This window comes from Alicyclobacillus suci (assembly GCF_017329615.1).
GTDB classification, from domain to species: domain Bacteria; phylum Bacillota; class Bacilli; order Alicyclobacillales; family Alicyclobacillaceae; genus Alicyclobacillus; species Alicyclobacillus suci.
The window spans coordinates 1-15,566 of record NZ_JAFMTW010000043.1; the positions used below are offsets into that span (position 1 = coordinate 1).

A 15,566-nucleotide genomic window follows, 5' to 3' on the forward strand; every position below is an offset into this window, starting at 1 on the left:
ACGTGACGAATTTCATGCAAGCCTTGCAGACGTTCAATTTGTGACACGAAACCAAACCGCATAAGAAACACCACAAGCGCCGAAAGGCGTATTTTTTATGCCCAATTGGAGGTGTAAACGTGATCATCTGCGAACCAGGCGACATTTTGCTTTATGACCGACCACCCAACCTCGATACACGCCTCATCCTCAAGGGCGAGCGCATGGAAGACCCAGGCGAAGACAAGTATTTCTATCATTGCGCCATCGCTCTGGATAGCAACTGGAAGATTGAAGCCCAGGGCAAGACCGTAGCCATCACCGAGATCGACTATGAGCGTTGCAAAGTGTTCCGGCCGCCCATCCCAGAGTCGCGGGTCAAGGCAGGTCTGGCCGCTGTCATGCAATGTGAGGGGCAAAAGTACGACTGGCTCGCCATCATCAACGACGGGCTATCTTACCTCACACACGGCCTGGTGCACCTCCCAGATACGTGGATAGAGTCGGTTGAGCACAAACGCAAAGTCTGCTCGTCTTTGGTGGTGCTCTATTTCAAGGCCGCGCGATGGGGCCCGAAATTCGGGTTGAGGATAAGTCCGGAGGATATCTATGATGCAGTGCAGGATTGGCCCGTTACCGGGCAGGCAGCGGGGTGATGGAGTGGGAGAACAGATACCAGGATGGGCACAAGACATCAGAGAGAGTGTGGCCCGCATTGAAACAAAGTTAGAGCGTTACACAGATACGCAAGACAAGGCGCAAGATGCGGATAGTCGTTCCAAAGAGAATGAGCGTCGGTTGGACAAGTTGGAGGAGTCGCATACGTGGTTGTGGCGGACGGTATCCGGTGCGATTATTGCTGGCGCTATTGGTTCGGTGATTGCGTTTCTCGGGCATATCCACTAAAGGAGTGATGCCATTGCGGGTCTATATATTTATCGTCGCGTCATTGGTTACGGCTTTGCAAATCGCGGGGCCTATTTTTTATGGCTGGGCGAATTGGTGCAACGTCATTCAGTACACAAGCGGGTTCCTGGACATCGGCACCTGGTGTGTGGTCGCCCACTTCCTAATCGATTACTACACGAGACACAAACAGCAGTTGCAGAGACTTGAGGAACATTTGCTTAGAAGGAGGGAAAAGAATGCTGAATAAATTTCCGTCAGTCGCTGTCCAACTAAATGGCAAGCCGTATTCCGGTGTGTCCGTTGGTGATGTGACGTATGTAGTCTGGACACTTGCCCGCGATGCCGGCGCCAATCTCACTCATATTGCATATGGCAACGTGGAAATCGACGGCAGCAAACCGTCTCAGGTTGTGGATGGCACCAACACTTATATCGAGTGGTCGGCGGTACCAGGGCTAACGGCACATAAAATTGCCGGCGGATTCAATTTCACTGTCGCAAAGAAGTCGGCGCCTGCGCCAAAGCAAGCCCCAAAACCCGCGCAACCGACGATCCCAAACTGGCAGCTGTACCAAAACTCAGGCAAGCCGCTGCCGACGACTTATCCAGACCAAACATCGTTGTATCCTCCCATTCAAGACCAAGGCGTGCTGAATGCGTGTACTGCTTTCGCCACGCTTGAGGGGTTTGCCTCTCTTCGGTATCGCCAAGGATACCCTATGGTCTTTTATAATCCGCTGGCCGAGTGGTTCCAGTCACGGAAGCTGTACGGACAAGAGGAGTTTAACAATCCAAATTATGAGATCGATCAGAATGCCGGGGTCATGGAAGACCAGGCGTTGCAAGTGCTGATTGATGATGGGGTCGTGCCGTTCTCGGACAACCCATGGACGGTGAATGAGGAAAACTGGGTGCAGGCGTATCAAGAACAGCCAGATCCATCCTGGTGGCAGGACATCAAGCTAAAGTTTGATGAGGTATACGAGATTCCGTGGACAGCTGACGGTTCATTCCTCAATGACATTCTCGACGCTTTGGCACAGAAGTTTATCGTCTTCCTCTCGATCAACGTTTATCAGTCGTTTGAGAATCCGGTGAATGGCGTAGTGCAGATGCCGCAGGCAGGAGAGACGTGTTTAGGCAGTCATGAGATTGTGCTGACCACGGCAAACGGACAAACGCAACAAGTCCTATGCCGGAACAGTTGGGGCCTGGCGTGGGGTATTCAGTTCCCCGAGCAATATCAAGGCTGCGCCTGGGTGCCGTTCGACTACGTCAAGACCTACACCACACGGATCTTTGTTTTGAAACCGTGAGGGGGTGACCACAATTACAAAAGCAGCAGATTGTTCTACAGTGCTCACGGCATCGACTGCGCAGGCCATCAAAGCGGCCGCCATCGATGCCGTGATGCGTTACCTGGGCAGCTGGTCGAAGTCTCTAGTCCAAGGTGAACCCGGCATCATCCATGATGCGGGCCTGGCGCTTGGCTTGATATGGGAAGGCAACCCGACCTATGCCGCGTACTTCACTACGTCTCAAGCTGCGACCGACGTCGCAAATGCTGTTGCCAGCGCAAAGGCGCACGGCACACCGGCGGGTACCGGCATTGCGTTTACAGCTGATTACGAGGCTCAGGATAAAGACCTTGGGAGCATCGTTGCTTACTTCGGTGTGATCATCGCTAACATCATCGATTACAAACCCGGCGCCTACGGTGACAAAGAAGTGCTGGACGCGCTGTATCAAGTGTATGGAGACAAACTTTGGTATTGGCAGACGTCAGCATGGAGCGGTGGTCAGCAGTGCTCGTATGCCGCCCTGTATCAGCACACTTACGGACAGACCATATCTGGCGTCCAAGTGGACATCAGTGAGGTATATAGCGATCCGGGATTCTGGGTCAGTGGCGTGAAAGGAGATGATTTTATGACCGTGTTGATGCAAGGCTCGACTGGCGACGCCGTGAAGACGCTGCAGACAAACCTCAACAAGTTGCTGGGGCTCAATCTCGCGGTGGACGGCCAGTACGGGCCGGCGACAGCCGCAGCAGTGAAGTCGTTCCAACTGCAACACGGACTGACGGTCGATGGCATTGATGGCCCACAAACACAGGCGGCTATTGCAGCAGCACTGGGTGCTCTCGATGTATCAGTCGACAAAGCAAAGTTACAGGCAGTGATCAATGAACTCGAAACCGTACTCGCACACGCTAAGGCGTTACTATAAGGAGGAATTGTATATGGTATCCAGTGTAGAAGTGCAGATTCTTGAGGACGTAATCAGCGCATTTGGTTTGGCAATCGGCGGTGGAATCACATACCTGACGACAAAGGTGGTGCCAAAGTATATCCACTCCAAGACGGCCCAGAATGCAATCGATGGTCTCGCCAATATCGCGAATGCGGTCGTGCAGCAGTTTAACCAGACCGTCGTGAGTGATGCGAAGTCCGCAGGCGTATTTAATGCGCAGTTGGCCGCGCAGGTGAAGAAAGATGCAGTGGCCGCCGTGATGTTGCAAGGCTCAAACCTCGTGGCTCTTGCACAAAAGAGTGTTGGGGACGTTGAATCTCTGGTGGGCGCTCTAGTCGAGCAAGCGGTAGCGGGGAATAAGACACTGACGACGGGGACGGCTCTCGTCAACGCACCAGCACCCGCACAACAGGAGCAAACTTCTCCTACAGGTGATGGACAGGCCGCCGCGACCACCGCATAATAGCCATACAATCCTCTGAGATTGTAAAGGGTGAGCCCCCGGTCTTCTGATCGGGGGCGTTCTTGTATAGTCTTAGTCATAGGTGATATACTGATTACTGCAACGCTGTGGCTAAAGGCCACACTCTAATCATCCTCCAGCGGCAACGAACGCGCACGAAACGCGATTCAAGGGTGTAAAGCCGCGAGTGTCTAAGCCGGCATTCTTAGGGATGTCGGTTTTCACTTTTGATCCAGTCCTTAATTTGTTGCTTCGTCCATATTGGGCCGCTTGCCAACACTTGTACGGGATCTGGCAGTTTCCCGCGCTTGTAGTACGTCGACACTTTCGCAGGTAACCAACCCGTCATTTCCGCTACTTCTCGTACACCTGCCAGTTCCGGCACAGAGACCTTGGCGCAAAAAGTTGCATACAACTCTTGCAACCATGCATCGACCGTCTGGCCGCTTTCAAGCTCACGTACCTGCTCCTCTGACATGCCTTCTGTCACAAAGGATTCCAACGTACCTACATTCTCGCCTTCAAAGATAACATCTATATGTTCAGCGAGGTCATCTATACCGGATACCTCAGTTGTCCCCTCTACAACCCAAGGGGCGACTCGCAATACACAGTTAGATCCGATATTGAGTTTTTCGATGGAGTGGATCTCCAGGTACTCGGCATATTCTTTTTCTTGCTTCTGTCGCTCCGCCAGTGCCTGTTCATACAGCGCTGACAAATCGTCGGGCACAATGACGTTAGGCGTGTGCAAAAGAGCATACTTGATCATGGCATCGCGATTGCCCCACACGCCCAGGTTGTGACTCTGATGTACGATATCGCCGTCCTTGATGGCCCAAACATAACAGTTATTGGCTCCGTCATGCGGTCGCCTAGACGCATACCAGTCCAAGTCATTGAGACGGACAAGATGTGTGAGATACTTTTTCATAGTGTTCGCGGGCATATTTACCATGCTATACTCCTCCTTTCCTGCTTATCGATATTCGCCACTTGCATATGCCTTCGCTTGGATGAACGCCATGTTCCGTTCGTAAACTTCTCGGCTGTATGAGTCAACTGCCTTTTTCGCTGCCTTAGCGCGGCGGGATTTGTTGAAGTCGAATACACCGAGCGTAATTTTCAGATTTTTCTCATTCACACGAGCTTGAGCCGGAGAAACAATCGAGCCATCCATCTGAAGGACTTCAACTTTTTTCGTACTTGCGTTCCAACGTGCGCCAATCATGATGCGCGGTCCATGTTGCATGACTTTCCACCCTTCAGCTTCGGCCTTCACCTTGAATTTGACGTTTGCCCACGCCATCCGCATGCACTTTGCGAAGTACTCCATCGTCTTGCAAGAAGCACTGCCAGCACATGCATCCCGGTACATCTTCCATGCCATCTTCATCACTTGTGCTTTCATCTTCATCGCCTCCACGTTGTTATCTTTGATAACAGTATATCGCGGATTGTTATCTTTGTAAACACTTAAATTCAATTAAAATATAGTTCGAGTGCTCGGTGTAATGCTTCCTCATATCCTGCGAATCGCGCTCGGATGGCCGTAATCGATGGACCATCATGTTGTTTTCGCCACTCGTCATAGACGTCTATGTTCAACTGATCGCGTAAAAAACGTATGAGTGACGATAGAACTTGTGCCTCGGTATATTCGGTGGGAGATCCTATGTCATATGTTTCGAGACCTAGCGCTCTTTTGGCCTCCGCAGTACCACCAAACCTTGCTCGGATGGTGGCGATGTGTGGGTGACCTGGATTGTTCTCGCGCCACTCGATATAGTCGTTTTCACTGAATTTTTCGCCGCAGACTTTAGAGCATTCCAGAAGTGATGAACGTAATTCTTCGTCTGAATAGCCATCATGTGACGGATCTATAGTAACGAGCCCAGCCTTTTCTTTCGCCATATTCCATGTGCCGCCCAATCGCAAAATAATCTGGATTGCGCTTGGATAGCCGGGATGTGCCTGTCGCCAGGCTTCATAATCTCGTCGCGGGAGTAACGGGCTTGTTTTTGTTGCCTCTCGGAGTGCGGCGATGCATTCTTCTTCTGTTGGGCCAATTTCGCGAGGCGCAAAGCCCATATCGTCGCGTAGAAGGTTCCAAGATCGGCGCAGATGATGATAGATGGACATATATCGTAGCATCCCATGTTCAGACGCATATCGATCCCATTGTTCTTTCGATGGCCAATATCCAAGCTCAGTCGCAAAGGATTTCAGGGCGACCAGAGATGCCTCTAGCCGCTCCTGCGCATGCTTTCTTTTCGGCACTATTCCGCGACCTCCTCGACAGTCCACAATCCAGGTTCCCAGGCTGCATGCAGGACGCTGTCTGCATCCACTTCCACCGGCTCCATGAAGTGGGCGTTGATTTCGCCTCTCACGCACTCCCCATCTGGACGTGTCCACCATCCGTGGTAGGTAGCGCAGTCCGTCACGCCGTCTACGATATGATCCATATCGACTGTGATACGCTCCACCTCAAACCCGCCGTCTTCGAAAATATCCATGTGTTTTTCCGCCATAAATACCATCATGCCTAGTTCCTCCCTCGCAAAATCAATGATCTGCTGTTCCGTCCATATCGGGCCTGTAGACAGCACCTGTATAGGCTCAGGCAGTTTGCCACGCCGGTGGTATACGCTGGTCTTGTGCCGCTCCCATCCGAGAATCTGTGCCGCCTCCTTCACTCCGACGAGGCGAGGTATCCGAGGGGCCATCATAGACCCCTCAGTTCCTTCACGATCTGCGTGCTCATCATCAGTAGCATGCCAGAGCAAATAACCAGTCGTGCGTCGATGATGGATTCTGCACTTTCGGCACCGATGATGGACGCCACGCGCTGGCGCAAGAGGGCTGAAGCTTCTTCCTCGGAGATCTTGGCCCGTCTCGCGATTTTCGCGACGCAGGACTGTGCATCTTTTTCAGCTACTCGCAGCCACTCCAGAGCATCTTTTCGCAGTGATTCGGCCCACGCAATCTGTTTTTCGCTACCCCGCAGTGTGGGCAGTTCATTGACGCCCCAACGTGCTGCCACCGCCAGATCCATCTCTTCGTGCTTTTTTACCGTCATCTTTATCGCCTCCGTTTGTTTTCTCTGTAAACATGCTAACACATATTGTTTACGATGTAAACAATAAATCGAAAAAATATATAAAAAATCCCCGAACATCAGTTCAGGGAATAAAATGTAGTATAACCGCGCCCATACACCTCACGAGACTAACATCCAGAGGCGCGGTTTTGTTTTTCTACGAATCCACTCAATCATTTCTTTTCCTCCTCCTCCAAAGGCCACAACTCATCCACTGTAGTACCGAGTGCCCGTGCGATCTTTTGGGCGTTTCTCAATGTGGGAGTCTGTCCATTGACGATGCGACTCACCGTATTGGATGGAAGACCCGTTTGAGCCGAAAGCCATTCCTGTTTTATCCCATTCATCACAAGCCACAATTTCAGCTTTGTTGGTTTGGACACTCTAATCACCTATGTACATATTCCACACACGCAGATGTTTTACCTACACGCATTTTAATTTTTCTACACTGATGGAATACGACAAGCATCGACACGCGTATCCTCTACCATCCACAACACGAGAGGAGGCGTCGAGTTGGCACAAGAGCAAGTTCGAGGCAACAAGAGTAGAGCCGTGTCGTTCAAACTCGACAATGCCCTGGAGCGCGAGTTGACGCATTAAAGGCCGAACTCCATTATCAACAAAACGTATTTGACGCGACTCTCGTCGCCGCCAAACTATTGGCGAAAGAGGGTATAGACAGTGGGGGTATTATTCAAAGTATTTAATTGGGGAGCCAAAATGGATCCTGCTGATCCAATTGTGCAGAGTAATATTGATGACTTTCTGAGTTTGCTGGATGTTGCACGCCAGGTTATAGGGTGGTGACGACATGGGCTTCATGAAGATGATCATCTATGACAGCATCCGCAGTCACAAAATCCGATGTTGACCGACTGGCGGACAAAGTTGAGGAAACGCGTAGCGATGTGCACAAGGGTATCTCCGATCTATATCATATGCACAATCGCAATGACGAGTATCTGTTCAGGCAGATGGATAAGTTGCATGACATACTCGATAAGCATGGTCAGATGATTAAAGAACTAGCTGACGCAATAAAGAACATGGGTGGGATAGGCTAGGAAAACGAATATTTACGCTCATCAAGAGGCGCTGCGAAGGCGATGTGAATATCTTGTGTGGCAGCAGCCCATTTTGGGGAGGTCACAACAATGCCAAGAGAAATCATCGCCCGGATTCGCGGAGACGTTACTGCGGATGCTTTTTATTTCCCGTTACGCGTTAATCGCTTTATTGTGCCCGACATGGTTCTGGATACCGGTGCCTATGAACTGACTTTTAGTGGTGCGGTCGCCCAAGCGCTCAATTTGCCGCACTTAGGGCAGCAGGAAATCACTGGTGTGGGTGGTCAAAGCACTGCCTATCGCTCACAATGCGATATATATTTCGATACGCGCATGTATAGGAATGTCCCTTGTGTGGTGGATCCAGCGTTGCCAAGTGCGGGGCTTTTTGGGCTCAGGTTTTTTGTTGATACGCATCTGGGCATCGAACTCCATCCAGCACATCAGACCATGGTGATATTTTCTGAGTGATGAAATGGAATTGGTTGAGCAGCAAATAGCGATTGTAGGTGAAAGATAAAGACCGCGCCCCGATGCAGTGAGGCACGTAATAGTGACGGGGAACGTTGACGATGACCTGACGATTGACGTTTACAATCGGGTGGACGTACGGTACCTCGCGTGGAATGTAGTGATTTCTTACTGTGTAAATTGGTGGGCAAACATGAGCAGGGCAGCGCACGGATGATTCACCTCCATCGACTTGATTTCTCGATTAATAGATGCTGAGATGTCCGTGCATGAATCGGTCTTGAGCCTGATTTTGTTTGGTATGTGTATCGGGTCGTCAAGCGAACGCCAGCCACCACCACCACCAGCCGCCGTACCACGCGCCATAACCTGGGTAACCCCAACGACGGTGTGGATATCCGTAACCGTGAGCGCCACGGTAACCTGGCGCACCAACACCATAGCCAAAGCGGGCAAGTGTGATATCCAGCTTATCTTCATCTGATGCTTGAAGCAATTGTGCAGGTACGTACTGTTTTGGCACACGAACCAACGCGCCACGCGGAGTCACCTCTTCGACAATGCCGCGGTGCATGCCCCATTTTGTCCGGAAACTTACCCATTTTCCAAGAGCTCTTTCACATTCCTTTTGGGTACACATCGTATTGCGTACCTCCTTTCGCGCTTGGATTGAGAGAAAAAACAGGAGCTCACATTACATTACGCTTTGTGCAAGTCTGTGGCAGCGGACGATAGCACAAAGGTGTTGCATTGCAGTAGATGTAAAGCCCTAATAGGTCACTAGTCGCTTGTACGAGGAAGAAGTATAATGCGGTTGAAGATAGATGTCGAAAAATATGTTAAAGATCTCATATAGGGTGTGTTGTGCCTGGAAATTAATCTCGCCACTGTACCGCTGTTTGGGATGGCAGCGTTAGGTATTGTCGCGTCACTGTTTTTACTCATCTACTGGGATGGGTATTGGAAGACTTACGCGCGTACGTTCTTTAAGGTAACAGCCCTTGGCGCCCTCGTGTCGATTGCGCAAATGTGGATGATGTCGGTGCATACTGGCGTGCAGGCGCGCCTTGTTTACTCCATTGCACTGCCACTGGTGTTTTTGGGACAACTTGCGATTATCGAAGCTTTTATGGTTTGTTTTCACATATCAAAACCGCCTTGGTTCTCGAACATTTGGTGGGGAGGCGCATTGTTTTTTTGCGCTTCCGTAGCTTTGCACACACACATCTATCCAATCCTTCACCGTGTTCCAAGTGGTTACTTTTTTGCGAGTCCCCCCTCGGCGATTGGCTTTAGTGTCCTCAAAATTACAGTGTTCGGCTCGACGTTTGTCGGTCTTTTGTACACCGTCTTACTTGGGTTGCGCATGAGAAGCGCGAGGCAGCGCTGGCCATATGCCATCGCAGTCTGTTTTTACGCCCTATGTATGGTTAACGACGGTGTCATTCTTCAACATTATCGTACGTTATACCCGACTGCATGGGTTTCAGAGGTCATTTTGTACGGGATGCTGTGGAACGAAGTGCGCTGGCACATGAAAGATGTGTACCGACGATTAAATCACGATGCCTTGACCGGCGCGTTTTCTCGAAGCTTTGGTGAGTTTTACCTCGCGGAATTGCTCCACACACGCGAAGTTGGCTTACTCTATGCGGATATTGATCATTTTAAAGAGATAAACGACACGTACGGCCACCATGTGGGAGATCAGGCACTGAAGTTGCTTGTTCACTTGTTGCGTCCGGTGGTACAGTCACCCAATGCCCTGATTCGACTTGGCGGCGACGAATTTCTGTTGGTGTTTCCAGATGCGGCGCCTGGCGATGAGGAGCGTTTACGAACAGCAATTCAGGCTGCGTTAGATGACCATTTGCTGTTGCACGACGAACAGGGAATGCGCATTGCCAATTTGTCTATCAGCCTTGGCTGGGCGCATGCCACAAAGGGAGCTTCTTGGGCGCGTGTCCTTCACCAGGCCGACTTGTCGATGTATAAGCACAAGGAAGCACGGCGCCGACCTTGACATTGGCGTGGGAAGCAGTCAACGTTTAGGTGATGTAAATCAGAAAGGATAGGAAAGACGATGAATGGTTGGACATTAGACGACATTGAGATACCAGTGCCCACAGAGGACTTAAATATAAAGAACTATCGCGATGCGCTCGACGATAAGGGGTTTGTCACAGAGGACACGAACCTGCTTAGGGATGCGCTCATCGCGCTCACTTTGTCGAAGAATTTGTTGCTGAGGGGGCCAACGGGATCCGGTAAAACAAAGCTGGCCGAATCGTTAGCAGAAAAATTGCGTTTGCCGATGGAAAGTATTAATTGTTCGGTCGATCTCGACGCGGAAGCGTTACTTGGCTTCAAAACACTGGTGACCAACAATGGTCACTCGGAGATTCAGTTTATCGAAGGGCCTGTCGTACGGGCCATGCGCGAAGGGCATTTATTGTATATCGATGAAATCAATATGGCGCGTCCTGAGACGCTGCCCATTTTGAATAGCGTCTTAGACTATCGCAGGCAATTGACCAATCCGTTTACAGCTGAGACGGTCGTGGCGCACCCTCGCTTTCGCGTGATTGCCGCAATTAATGAAGGTTATGTGGGTACGCTCCCGATGAATGAAGCGCTGCGAAATCGATTTATTGTGATGGATGTCCCGTATCTGTCAGGAGCGCCATTGAAGGCGTTGATTGAGGCGAGGACACAACTTGGGAATGAACAGGTCATCAATCAGTTTGTCGCGCTGTCTGCCGACATCGTGGCGGCGACGAAGGTCGGCGAGGTGAGTGAGGAAGCCGCATCGATTCGGGCGCTATTGGACGCGTGTGATTTGGCGGCATATATTCCTCCGCTGCGGGCGGTGGCACGCGCAATTGCTGCAAAATTAGACGACGAGCGGGAAAAGACTGTCGTCATGAATTTGGCCGAAACCTATTTTACACAAGAATGAATAGGAGCGAAGCGCGTGCAAACTTTTCGTTTTGACGCCCCGGCGGATACGTGGTGGATTGAACTTCAATTATCTGATCTCGCCGTCGCCCTCGGTCAAGAGAAAGATTTAACTGTCTCTTACGGGCTGCATTCGGTTTGGAAGTGGCATCGGCGAGAACTGACGATTTCGACGTTCTGGGAGTCGCTGGGGCTGGCGGATCGGGTGTGGGCGCAAAAGGCAGACATCTATTTGCGGGCACTCGGAAACCGTTTGTGGACTCAGCCAGATGTGATGGCGCAGGCGTGGAAGGACGCATTGGACACGCGCTTCCCCAAACTGGCCCGTCAGCTGTTGTGTGCTGCGGAGGACGCGCGGCTGGCACGTTTGCTTGCCGCACAACGCCCTGGTACGGTTCCTGCGCTGCGCGTTCGGGCGGCGGCGTATGGGCGGCTACTCGAACAAAACCGGAGGAGTCGCGAACGGGATGGTCGGTTGGCTGATTTGTTGTTTTCGGATGTGTATCTCATGCTCCATGACTTAACACCAAAAACAACCGGTGATTGGCTGAATTCCCCCGACATGCGGGGCTTCGTCGAGCGCGTCACGGAAGCTCGAACGTCCGCCGATGTTGTGGCAGCGCTCTTTAGCTGGATATGTGCACCTGATTTTCCTTTACCGCGCACGAACGTTGCCGATACATCGTACGACTGGTTTGCCTTTGACTTCGATGAAGCCGCGACGGAAGTTAGCGTGCAACGTTTTGTTGCAGACACACCTGCGGCAGCAAAACAACAGGGGAAGTTGCAGGATGCAGCAGACACAGATGAACAGCGACAAGAGCAACTGGAAATTTGGACACAGGAACAGAATACGCGTGCAAGCGCAGCGTATGCGATGGAGAATCAGGAAAATCAGAGTGTGCCACATGCCACTGGTGGTGCGCGCGAGGGGGACGATAATCCGGATTCAGTGATTGTGCGACGCGGGCGCGCCGACGCCGGCGTTCACCCGGATAGTGGGGAACCAGAGGAGAATACCGACGTTCAATTGGTGCGTGAGATGGGCGATGACGTATTGGCGGTTGGTGTAAAAGTAGTGCCGCGCGGTCTGCCAGATAGCTCAGCGGAAGATAAAGTTCGGGCTTGGGCCGCTTCCACGCGGATGGCGAGCAGGAAGCTCGTGAAGTTGTTTCATCGGGTTCTGCTTCACGAGATGCGCGCGCGCCAGCAAAATACGCGTCACGGTCGCTTAGACAAGCGTTTGACGCGACTGGTTACCGAGCAGAACCCGCGGCTTTTTTATCACAAATCGGACGCCAATCAACGCTTCGACGTCGCGGTTCAGCTGTTGGTCGATTGTTCTGGCTCCATGTACGAGCGACTGGAAGGGATGAAGCCGACTTTGTTTTTATTTCATGATACGTTGCGGCAATTAGGAATCCCTCACGATGTCTGCGGCTTTTGGGAAGATACCATTCATACGGCGACTGCGTCTGCGACACAGCCAGTGACCCATCTTTTGCACGTGATTACATTTCAAGACGGGATGCAGAAGGATGTGGCGCGTTACCTTGATTTACTGCAACCCCAACTGGACAATCGAGATGGACACGCCATTCGTCTGGTTGGCCAACAATTGTACGCGCGCCAAGAACGACAAAAGTGGCTGTTGGTGGTGTCGGATGGTGAACCGGCGGCCGAAAATTATCGCGACGCCGTCAAGGATACGAAAAACGCCATTCGTTGGTTGCAGGCAAAAGGGATTTACGTCATGCATCTATGTCTCGCACACGCCGATGATTTGCAAACGCTGGAGACGCTTAAACAGTTGTACGGCGCGGGTTGCGTTGTCGTACGCGATGTCGACGAGTTTCCGGTCGCGATGGAGCGGGCACTGGCGCTGATGATTCGTACGACCATCTAGTGCCAGCTTGTCACAATGACGGACTACACCGCCGACATTCGAAGAATATCTCGCACGTATGAGACAGAATGGTTGTATTCGTAGATTGCGTGATATGGGTCTCGCGCAAATCCTGTAGCTTCAAGCATGTGTGCGGTTGAATAGATTGCGTCGTAGACATTGTGAATGTCTGCGGTCTGGTGCCCTGGGGCAGGTACGCCAAAGATGGCAAACGTCGATGGCATGAATTGCATTGGGCCAATTGCGCCAGCGGAGCTAACGTCATGTCCAGTACAATCAAAATCCGTTTCCTCCTTGTGAATCGCGGCGAGGACAGTCCACGGGATGCCATATTTTTTCCCAGCTGCTTGATACACAGGGAGCAGATTCGATGGTGCTTCTTGGATTAGGGCCTGCGATGACGCGGAAGGTGTGTAGTTTGCAGCTGGGGCATGGATAACTAATTGTTGACCAATGTGCAGTGGCGCGTCACTGGAAAGGTGATTGTCCTCCTCCAATGCGTTGATGGAGACGCCATATGCGAGCGAGATGGACCAGAGGGTATCTCCAGATTGAACGGTGTAGTGTAACGTATTATCCGTCGATGCGGGTGTGGTGACAGGTATCGTGGGTTTTGCAGTCGTTGACGGGATGTTTAAAGCTTGTCCAATTTGCAACGTATCTGAAGCCAAATGATTGGCAGATTTCAATTTTTCCACAGTAGTGTTGTGAGCTGTTGCAATCGACCACAGAGAATCTCCTGGTTGGACCTTGATGTGTGTGGCAATGGCTTGTGTCCTGGACTTTTTTTGCATCGACAACGAGTGAACACGATCAGCAAATATCCTGTTGTTCGGCGCGATTTCTGGGGTATGCACGGTTGCCTGGACATTTGGATTCGTTCGCGGATGGTCCGTAGGCGCATCAGTGATGGGCTTTCGCGACTCTGTGGTACGCGATGGCGCGCTGCGAGTGGCCCAAAGCGATGCGCCTGCGATAAAGGTAAAGGCGATAACAACAAACAGCGCCGCAACCAGCAGCGTCAGGCCAATGCGAACCTGCCTTGTCACATACATCTTCCTTTCCCTAGAGCTTGTCTTTCTAGAGATGTACGCAACAGGGTCTTAAATCATGCTTTCGCACTTATCGAAAATCTATGGCGATTCGGCCGACAGATGCGATAACTCGATGGCCTCGAGCAGTGCACCTGCAAATATTTCAGCTTGTAATGGGCAAAATTCGAGTTCTACGTCGTGTGTCATAGGATTCACACATTGAATGATGTAGGAACAGTGGTGGTGACATTGCAGTTGAAGTGGAAACGCTGCGTGCTCAATTCCAACAATCCGAAATTCATATTCGTTCATATGCTCACCTTCCGCTGATTGTGTTCCGACAGGCGTGCGCCACATCTTTCATTCATTCTCAAATAACACTTTTCGCAAACGTGTCATATCTTGTCGTAGTGTGACGAGGGGATGAAAATCCCCCTCCACCTACGACGCTTCTACACCTGTCGCGGGTGGAGGTTTAGATATATCTAATATTGGGTACTTTTGCGGTGTGTGGCAGCTTCCGGTACAATCGTGAGTACTGGAGGGGATATACCATGGTAAATCGCATTGATCAGACGGTGACACTCAACAACGGCGTCGAGATGCCTTGGTTTGGGCTCGGTGTCTACAAGGCAAAAGCTGGGTCAGAAGTGGAAAATGCGATTCGTGACGCGATTGAGATTGGCTATCGTCACGTGGATACGGCTGCACTATATGAGAACGAGGAAAGTGTAGGCGAAGCCATTCGCAGTTCGGGTTTGTCGCGGGAAGACATTTTTGTCACGACGAAACTGTGGAATACAGATCAGGGATATGAAAGCACATTAAAGGCGTTTGAGACCAGTCGAAAGAAATTGAAATTTGACTACATAGATCTATACCTCATTCATTGGCCGGGGAAAGACAAGTTCGTCGATACTTGGAAGGCTTTCGAAAAACTCTATCGCGATGGGTATATTCGCGCATTGGGCGTCAGTAATTTCCAGGTACATCATTTGGAGACCTTGTTGAAGCATGCGGAAATTCGTCCAACTGTCAATCAAGTCGAATATCATCCACGGTTGACGCAGGAATCGTTAAAGGCGTTCTGCGAATCTCAACAAATTCAGTTGGAAGCCTGGGCGCCGCTCATGCGAGGACGCTTACTCGACAACGACGTGATTCTCGATATCGCAAAAAAATACGGCAAGACACCATCGCAGGTCATTTTGCGTTGGGACTTGGACACAAAGGTTATAACCATCCCAAAGTCTGTTCATCGGGCGCGCATTGAAGAGAATGCCGACATTTTTGATTTTCAGCTGAATGCGGAGGAGATTGCGCGGATAGGACAGTTGAATCAAAATGAAAGAACGGGTCCTGACCCCGACGAAATGGTATTTTAAAACCGAAGCAGAAAGCATTCTACTGTGCAATG

Annotated in this window: 21 protein-coding genes; 12 read left to right on the forward strand and 9 right to left on the reverse strand. The window is 51.0% G+C overall.

What is annotated here, in order from left to right:
- Window positions 1-119 precede the first annotated feature (119 nt).
- From J3482_RS16165 to J3482_RS16190, 6 genes are read left to right on the forward strand one after another with little or no spacing between them, the layout of a single operon-like run.
- On the forward strand, window positions 120-635 hold the full coding sequence (locus J3482_RS16165) for a hypothetical protein (protein ID WP_206922722.1): 516 nt from the start codon (window positions 120-122) through the stop codon (window positions 633-635).
- A 4-nt stretch (window positions 636-639) separates the two neighbouring features.
- A complete protein-coding gene (locus J3482_RS16170) occupies window positions 640-885 on the forward strand; it encodes a hemolysin XhlA family protein (protein ID WP_206922723.1) in 246 nt (81 codons plus the stop codon).
- Window positions 886-898: 13 nt separating this feature from the next.
- Complete coding sequence (locus J3482_RS16175; protein WP_146823319.1) at window positions 899-1,135, forward strand: hypothetical protein; 237 nt, start codon at window positions 899-901, stop codon at window positions 1,133-1,135.
- Window positions 1,125-2,204 carry a C1 family peptidase gene (locus tag J3482_RS16180; protein ID WP_146823318.1) on the forward strand — a complete coding sequence of 360 codons (1,080 nt, stop codon included), beginning with the start codon at window positions 1,125-1,127 and terminating at the stop codon, window positions 2,202-2,204. Before J3482_RS16175 ends, J3482_RS16180 begins: the two co-directional genes overlap by 11 nt.
- Window positions 2,205-2,208: 4 nt before the next feature.
- Window positions 2,209-3,117 carry a glycoside hydrolase domain-containing protein gene (locus J3482_RS21620; protein ID WP_206922724.1) on the forward strand — a complete coding sequence of 303 codons (909 nt, stop codon included), beginning with the start codon at window positions 2,209-2,211 and terminating at the stop codon, window positions 3,115-3,117.
- A 13-nt stretch (window positions 3,118-3,130) separates the two neighbouring features.
- Window positions 3,131-3,604, forward strand: a complete 474-nt coding sequence (locus tag J3482_RS16190; RefSeq protein ID WP_206922725.1) for a hypothetical protein — start codon at window positions 3,131-3,133, stop codon at window positions 3,602-3,604.
- A 205-nt stretch (window positions 3,605-3,809) separates the two neighbouring features.
- On the opposite strand, the gene J3482_RS16195 is transcribed toward J3482_RS16190, so the two are convergent.
- The 6 genes from J3482_RS16195 to J3482_RS16220 all read right to left on the reverse strand — a co-directional run bounded on the left by J3482_RS16195 (window position 3,810) and on the right by J3482_RS16220 (window position 7,099).
- Window positions 3,810-4,562, reverse strand: a complete 753-nt coding sequence (locus J3482_RS16195; RefSeq protein WP_206922726.1) for a hypothetical protein — start codon at window positions 4,560-4,562, stop codon at window positions 3,810-3,812.
- 21 nt (window positions 4,563-4,583) lie between these two features.
- On the reverse strand, window positions 4,584-5,015 hold the full coding sequence (locus tag J3482_RS16200; RefSeq protein WP_206922727.1) for a hypothetical protein: 432 nt from the start codon (window positions 5,013-5,015) through the stop codon (window positions 4,584-4,586).
- Window positions 5,016-5,086: 71 nt separating this feature from the next.
- On the reverse strand, window positions 5,087-5,884 hold the full coding sequence (locus J3482_RS16205) for a hypothetical protein (RefSeq protein ID WP_206922728.1): 798 nt from the start codon (window positions 5,882-5,884) through the stop codon (window positions 5,087-5,089).
- Entirely contained in the window at window positions 5,884-6,333 is a 450-nt protein-coding gene (locus J3482_RS16210) for a hypothetical protein (RefSeq protein ID WP_206922729.1), read from the reverse strand. Before J3482_RS16210 ends, J3482_RS16205 begins: the two co-directional genes overlap by 1 nt.
- On the reverse strand, window positions 6,333-6,686 hold the full coding sequence (locus tag J3482_RS16215) for a hypothetical protein (protein ID WP_206922730.1): 354 nt from the start codon (window positions 6,684-6,686) through the stop codon (window positions 6,333-6,335). Before J3482_RS16215 ends, J3482_RS16210 begins: the two co-directional genes overlap by 1 nt.
- A gap of 194 nt (window positions 6,687-6,880) precedes the next feature.
- Complete coding sequence (locus J3482_RS16220; protein WP_328702729.1) at window positions 6,881-7,099, reverse strand: helix-turn-helix transcriptional regulator; 219 nt, start codon at window positions 7,097-7,099, stop codon at window positions 6,881-6,883.
- A 450-nt stretch (window positions 7,100-7,549) separates the two neighbouring features.
- Between J3482_RS16220 and J3482_RS16225 the strand changes: the two genes are divergently transcribed.
- Together J3482_RS16225 and J3482_RS16230 are read left to right on the forward strand one after the other, a co-directional pair.
- Window positions 7,550-7,777: a hypothetical protein gene (locus J3482_RS16225; protein ID WP_206922731.1), complete on the forward strand. Its 228-nt coding sequence runs from the start codon at window positions 7,550-7,552 to the stop codon at window positions 7,775-7,777.
- A gap of 90 nt (window positions 7,778-7,867) precedes the next feature.
- A complete protein-coding gene (locus J3482_RS16230; RefSeq protein WP_206922732.1) occupies window positions 7,868-8,251 on the forward strand; it encodes a retroviral-like aspartic protease family protein in 384 nt (127 codons plus the stop codon).
- Window positions 8,252-8,567: 316 nt separating this feature from the next.
- Here the strand turns inward: J3482_RS16230 and J3482_RS16235 are convergent, their stop codons facing one another.
- Window positions 8,568-8,891, reverse strand: a complete 324-nt coding sequence (locus tag J3482_RS16235; protein WP_146823301.1) for a hypothetical protein — start codon at window positions 8,889-8,891, stop codon at window positions 8,568-8,570.
- 222 nt (window positions 8,892-9,113) lie between these two features.
- On the opposite strand from J3482_RS16235, the gene J3482_RS16240 reads away from it, so the two are divergent.
- From J3482_RS16240 to J3482_RS21625, 3 genes are read left to right on the forward strand one after another with little or no spacing between them, the layout of a single operon-like run.
- On the forward strand, window positions 9,114-10,274 hold the full coding sequence (locus J3482_RS16240) for a GGDEF domain-containing protein (protein ID WP_146823299.1): 1,161 nt from the start codon (window positions 9,114-9,116) through the stop codon (window positions 10,272-10,274).
- A gap of 60 nt (window positions 10,275-10,334) precedes the next feature.
- Window positions 10,335-11,210 carry an ATP-binding protein gene (locus J3482_RS16245; RefSeq protein ID WP_146823297.1) on the forward strand — a complete coding sequence of 292 codons (876 nt, stop codon included), beginning with the start codon at window positions 10,335-10,337 and terminating at the stop codon, window positions 11,208-11,210.
- Window positions 11,211-11,225: 15 nt separating this feature from the next.
- Entirely contained in the window at window positions 11,226-13,115 is a 1,890-nt protein-coding gene (locus tag J3482_RS21625; protein WP_206922733.1) for a cobaltochelatase CobT-related protein, read from the forward strand.
- Between the two features lie 23 nt (window positions 13,116-13,138).
- On the opposite strand, the gene J3482_RS16255 is transcribed toward J3482_RS21625, so the two are convergent.
- Window positions 13,139-14,164 carry a lytic transglycosylase domain-containing protein gene (locus tag J3482_RS16255; protein WP_188332261.1) on the reverse strand — a complete coding sequence of 342 codons (1,026 nt, stop codon included), beginning with the start codon at window positions 14,162-14,164 and terminating at the stop codon, window positions 13,139-13,141.
- Window positions 14,165-14,248: 84 nt separating this feature from the next.
- Complete coding sequence (locus J3482_RS16260; protein WP_146823292.1) at window positions 14,249-14,461, reverse strand: hypothetical protein; 213 nt, start codon at window positions 14,459-14,461, stop codon at window positions 14,249-14,251.
- Between the two features lie 242 nt (window positions 14,462-14,703).
- Here J3482_RS16260 and J3482_RS16265 point away from each other — a divergent pair, with 242 nt between their 5' ends.
- The gene (locus J3482_RS16265; protein WP_146823290.1) at window positions 14,704-15,534 is read left to right on the forward strand and encodes an aldo/keto reductase; all 831 of its coding nucleotides are present in this window, start codon (window positions 14,704-14,706) and stop codon (window positions 15,532-15,534) included.
- Window positions 15,535-15,566 lie beyond the last annotated feature (32 nt).

Coding starts and splice junctions, on each gene's coding strand:
- J3482_RS16195 (WP_206922726.1), bottom strand. CDS start 4,562: ATGGTAAATATGCCCGCGAACACTATGAAAAAGTATCTCACACATCTT.
- J3482_RS16190 (WP_206922725.1), top strand. CDS start 3,131: ATGGTATCCAGTGTAGAAGTGCAGATTCTTGAGGACGTAATCAGCGCA.
- J3482_RS16225 (WP_206922731.1), top strand. CDS start 7,550: ATGACAGCATCCGCAGTCACAAAATCCGATGTTGACCGACTGGCGGAC.
- J3482_RS16200 (WP_206922727.1), bottom strand. CDS start 5,015: ATGAAAGCACAAGTGATGAAGATGGCATGGAAGATGTACCGGGATGCA.
- J3482_RS16180 (WP_146823318.1), top strand. CDS start 1,125: ATGCTGAATAAATTTCCGTCAGTCGCTGTCCAACTAAATGGCAAGCCG.
- J3482_RS16265 (WP_146823290.1), top strand. CDS start 14,704: ATGGTAAATCGCATTGATCAGACGGTGACACTCAACAACGGCGTCGAG.
- J3482_RS16235 (WP_146823301.1), bottom strand. CDS start 8,891: ATGTGTACCCAAAAGGAATGTGAAAGAGCTCTTGGAAAATGGGTAAGT.
- J3482_RS16215 (WP_206922730.1), bottom strand. CDS start 6,686: ATGACGGTAAAAAAGCACGAAGAGATGGATCTGGCGGTGGCAGCACGT.
- J3482_RS16260 (WP_146823292.1), bottom strand. CDS start 14,461: ATGAACGAATATGAATTTCGGATTGTTGGAATTGAGCACGCAGCGTTT.
- J3482_RS16210 (WP_206922729.1), bottom strand. CDS start 6,333: ATGGCCCCTCGGATACCTCGCCTCGTCGGAGTGAAGGAGGCGGCACAG.
- J3482_RS16230 (WP_206922732.1), top strand. CDS start 7,868: ATGCCAAGAGAAATCATCGCCCGGATTCGCGGAGACGTTACTGCGGAT.
- J3482_RS16245 (WP_146823297.1), top strand. CDS start 10,335: ATGAATGGTTGGACATTAGACGACATTGAGATACCAGTGCCCACAGAG.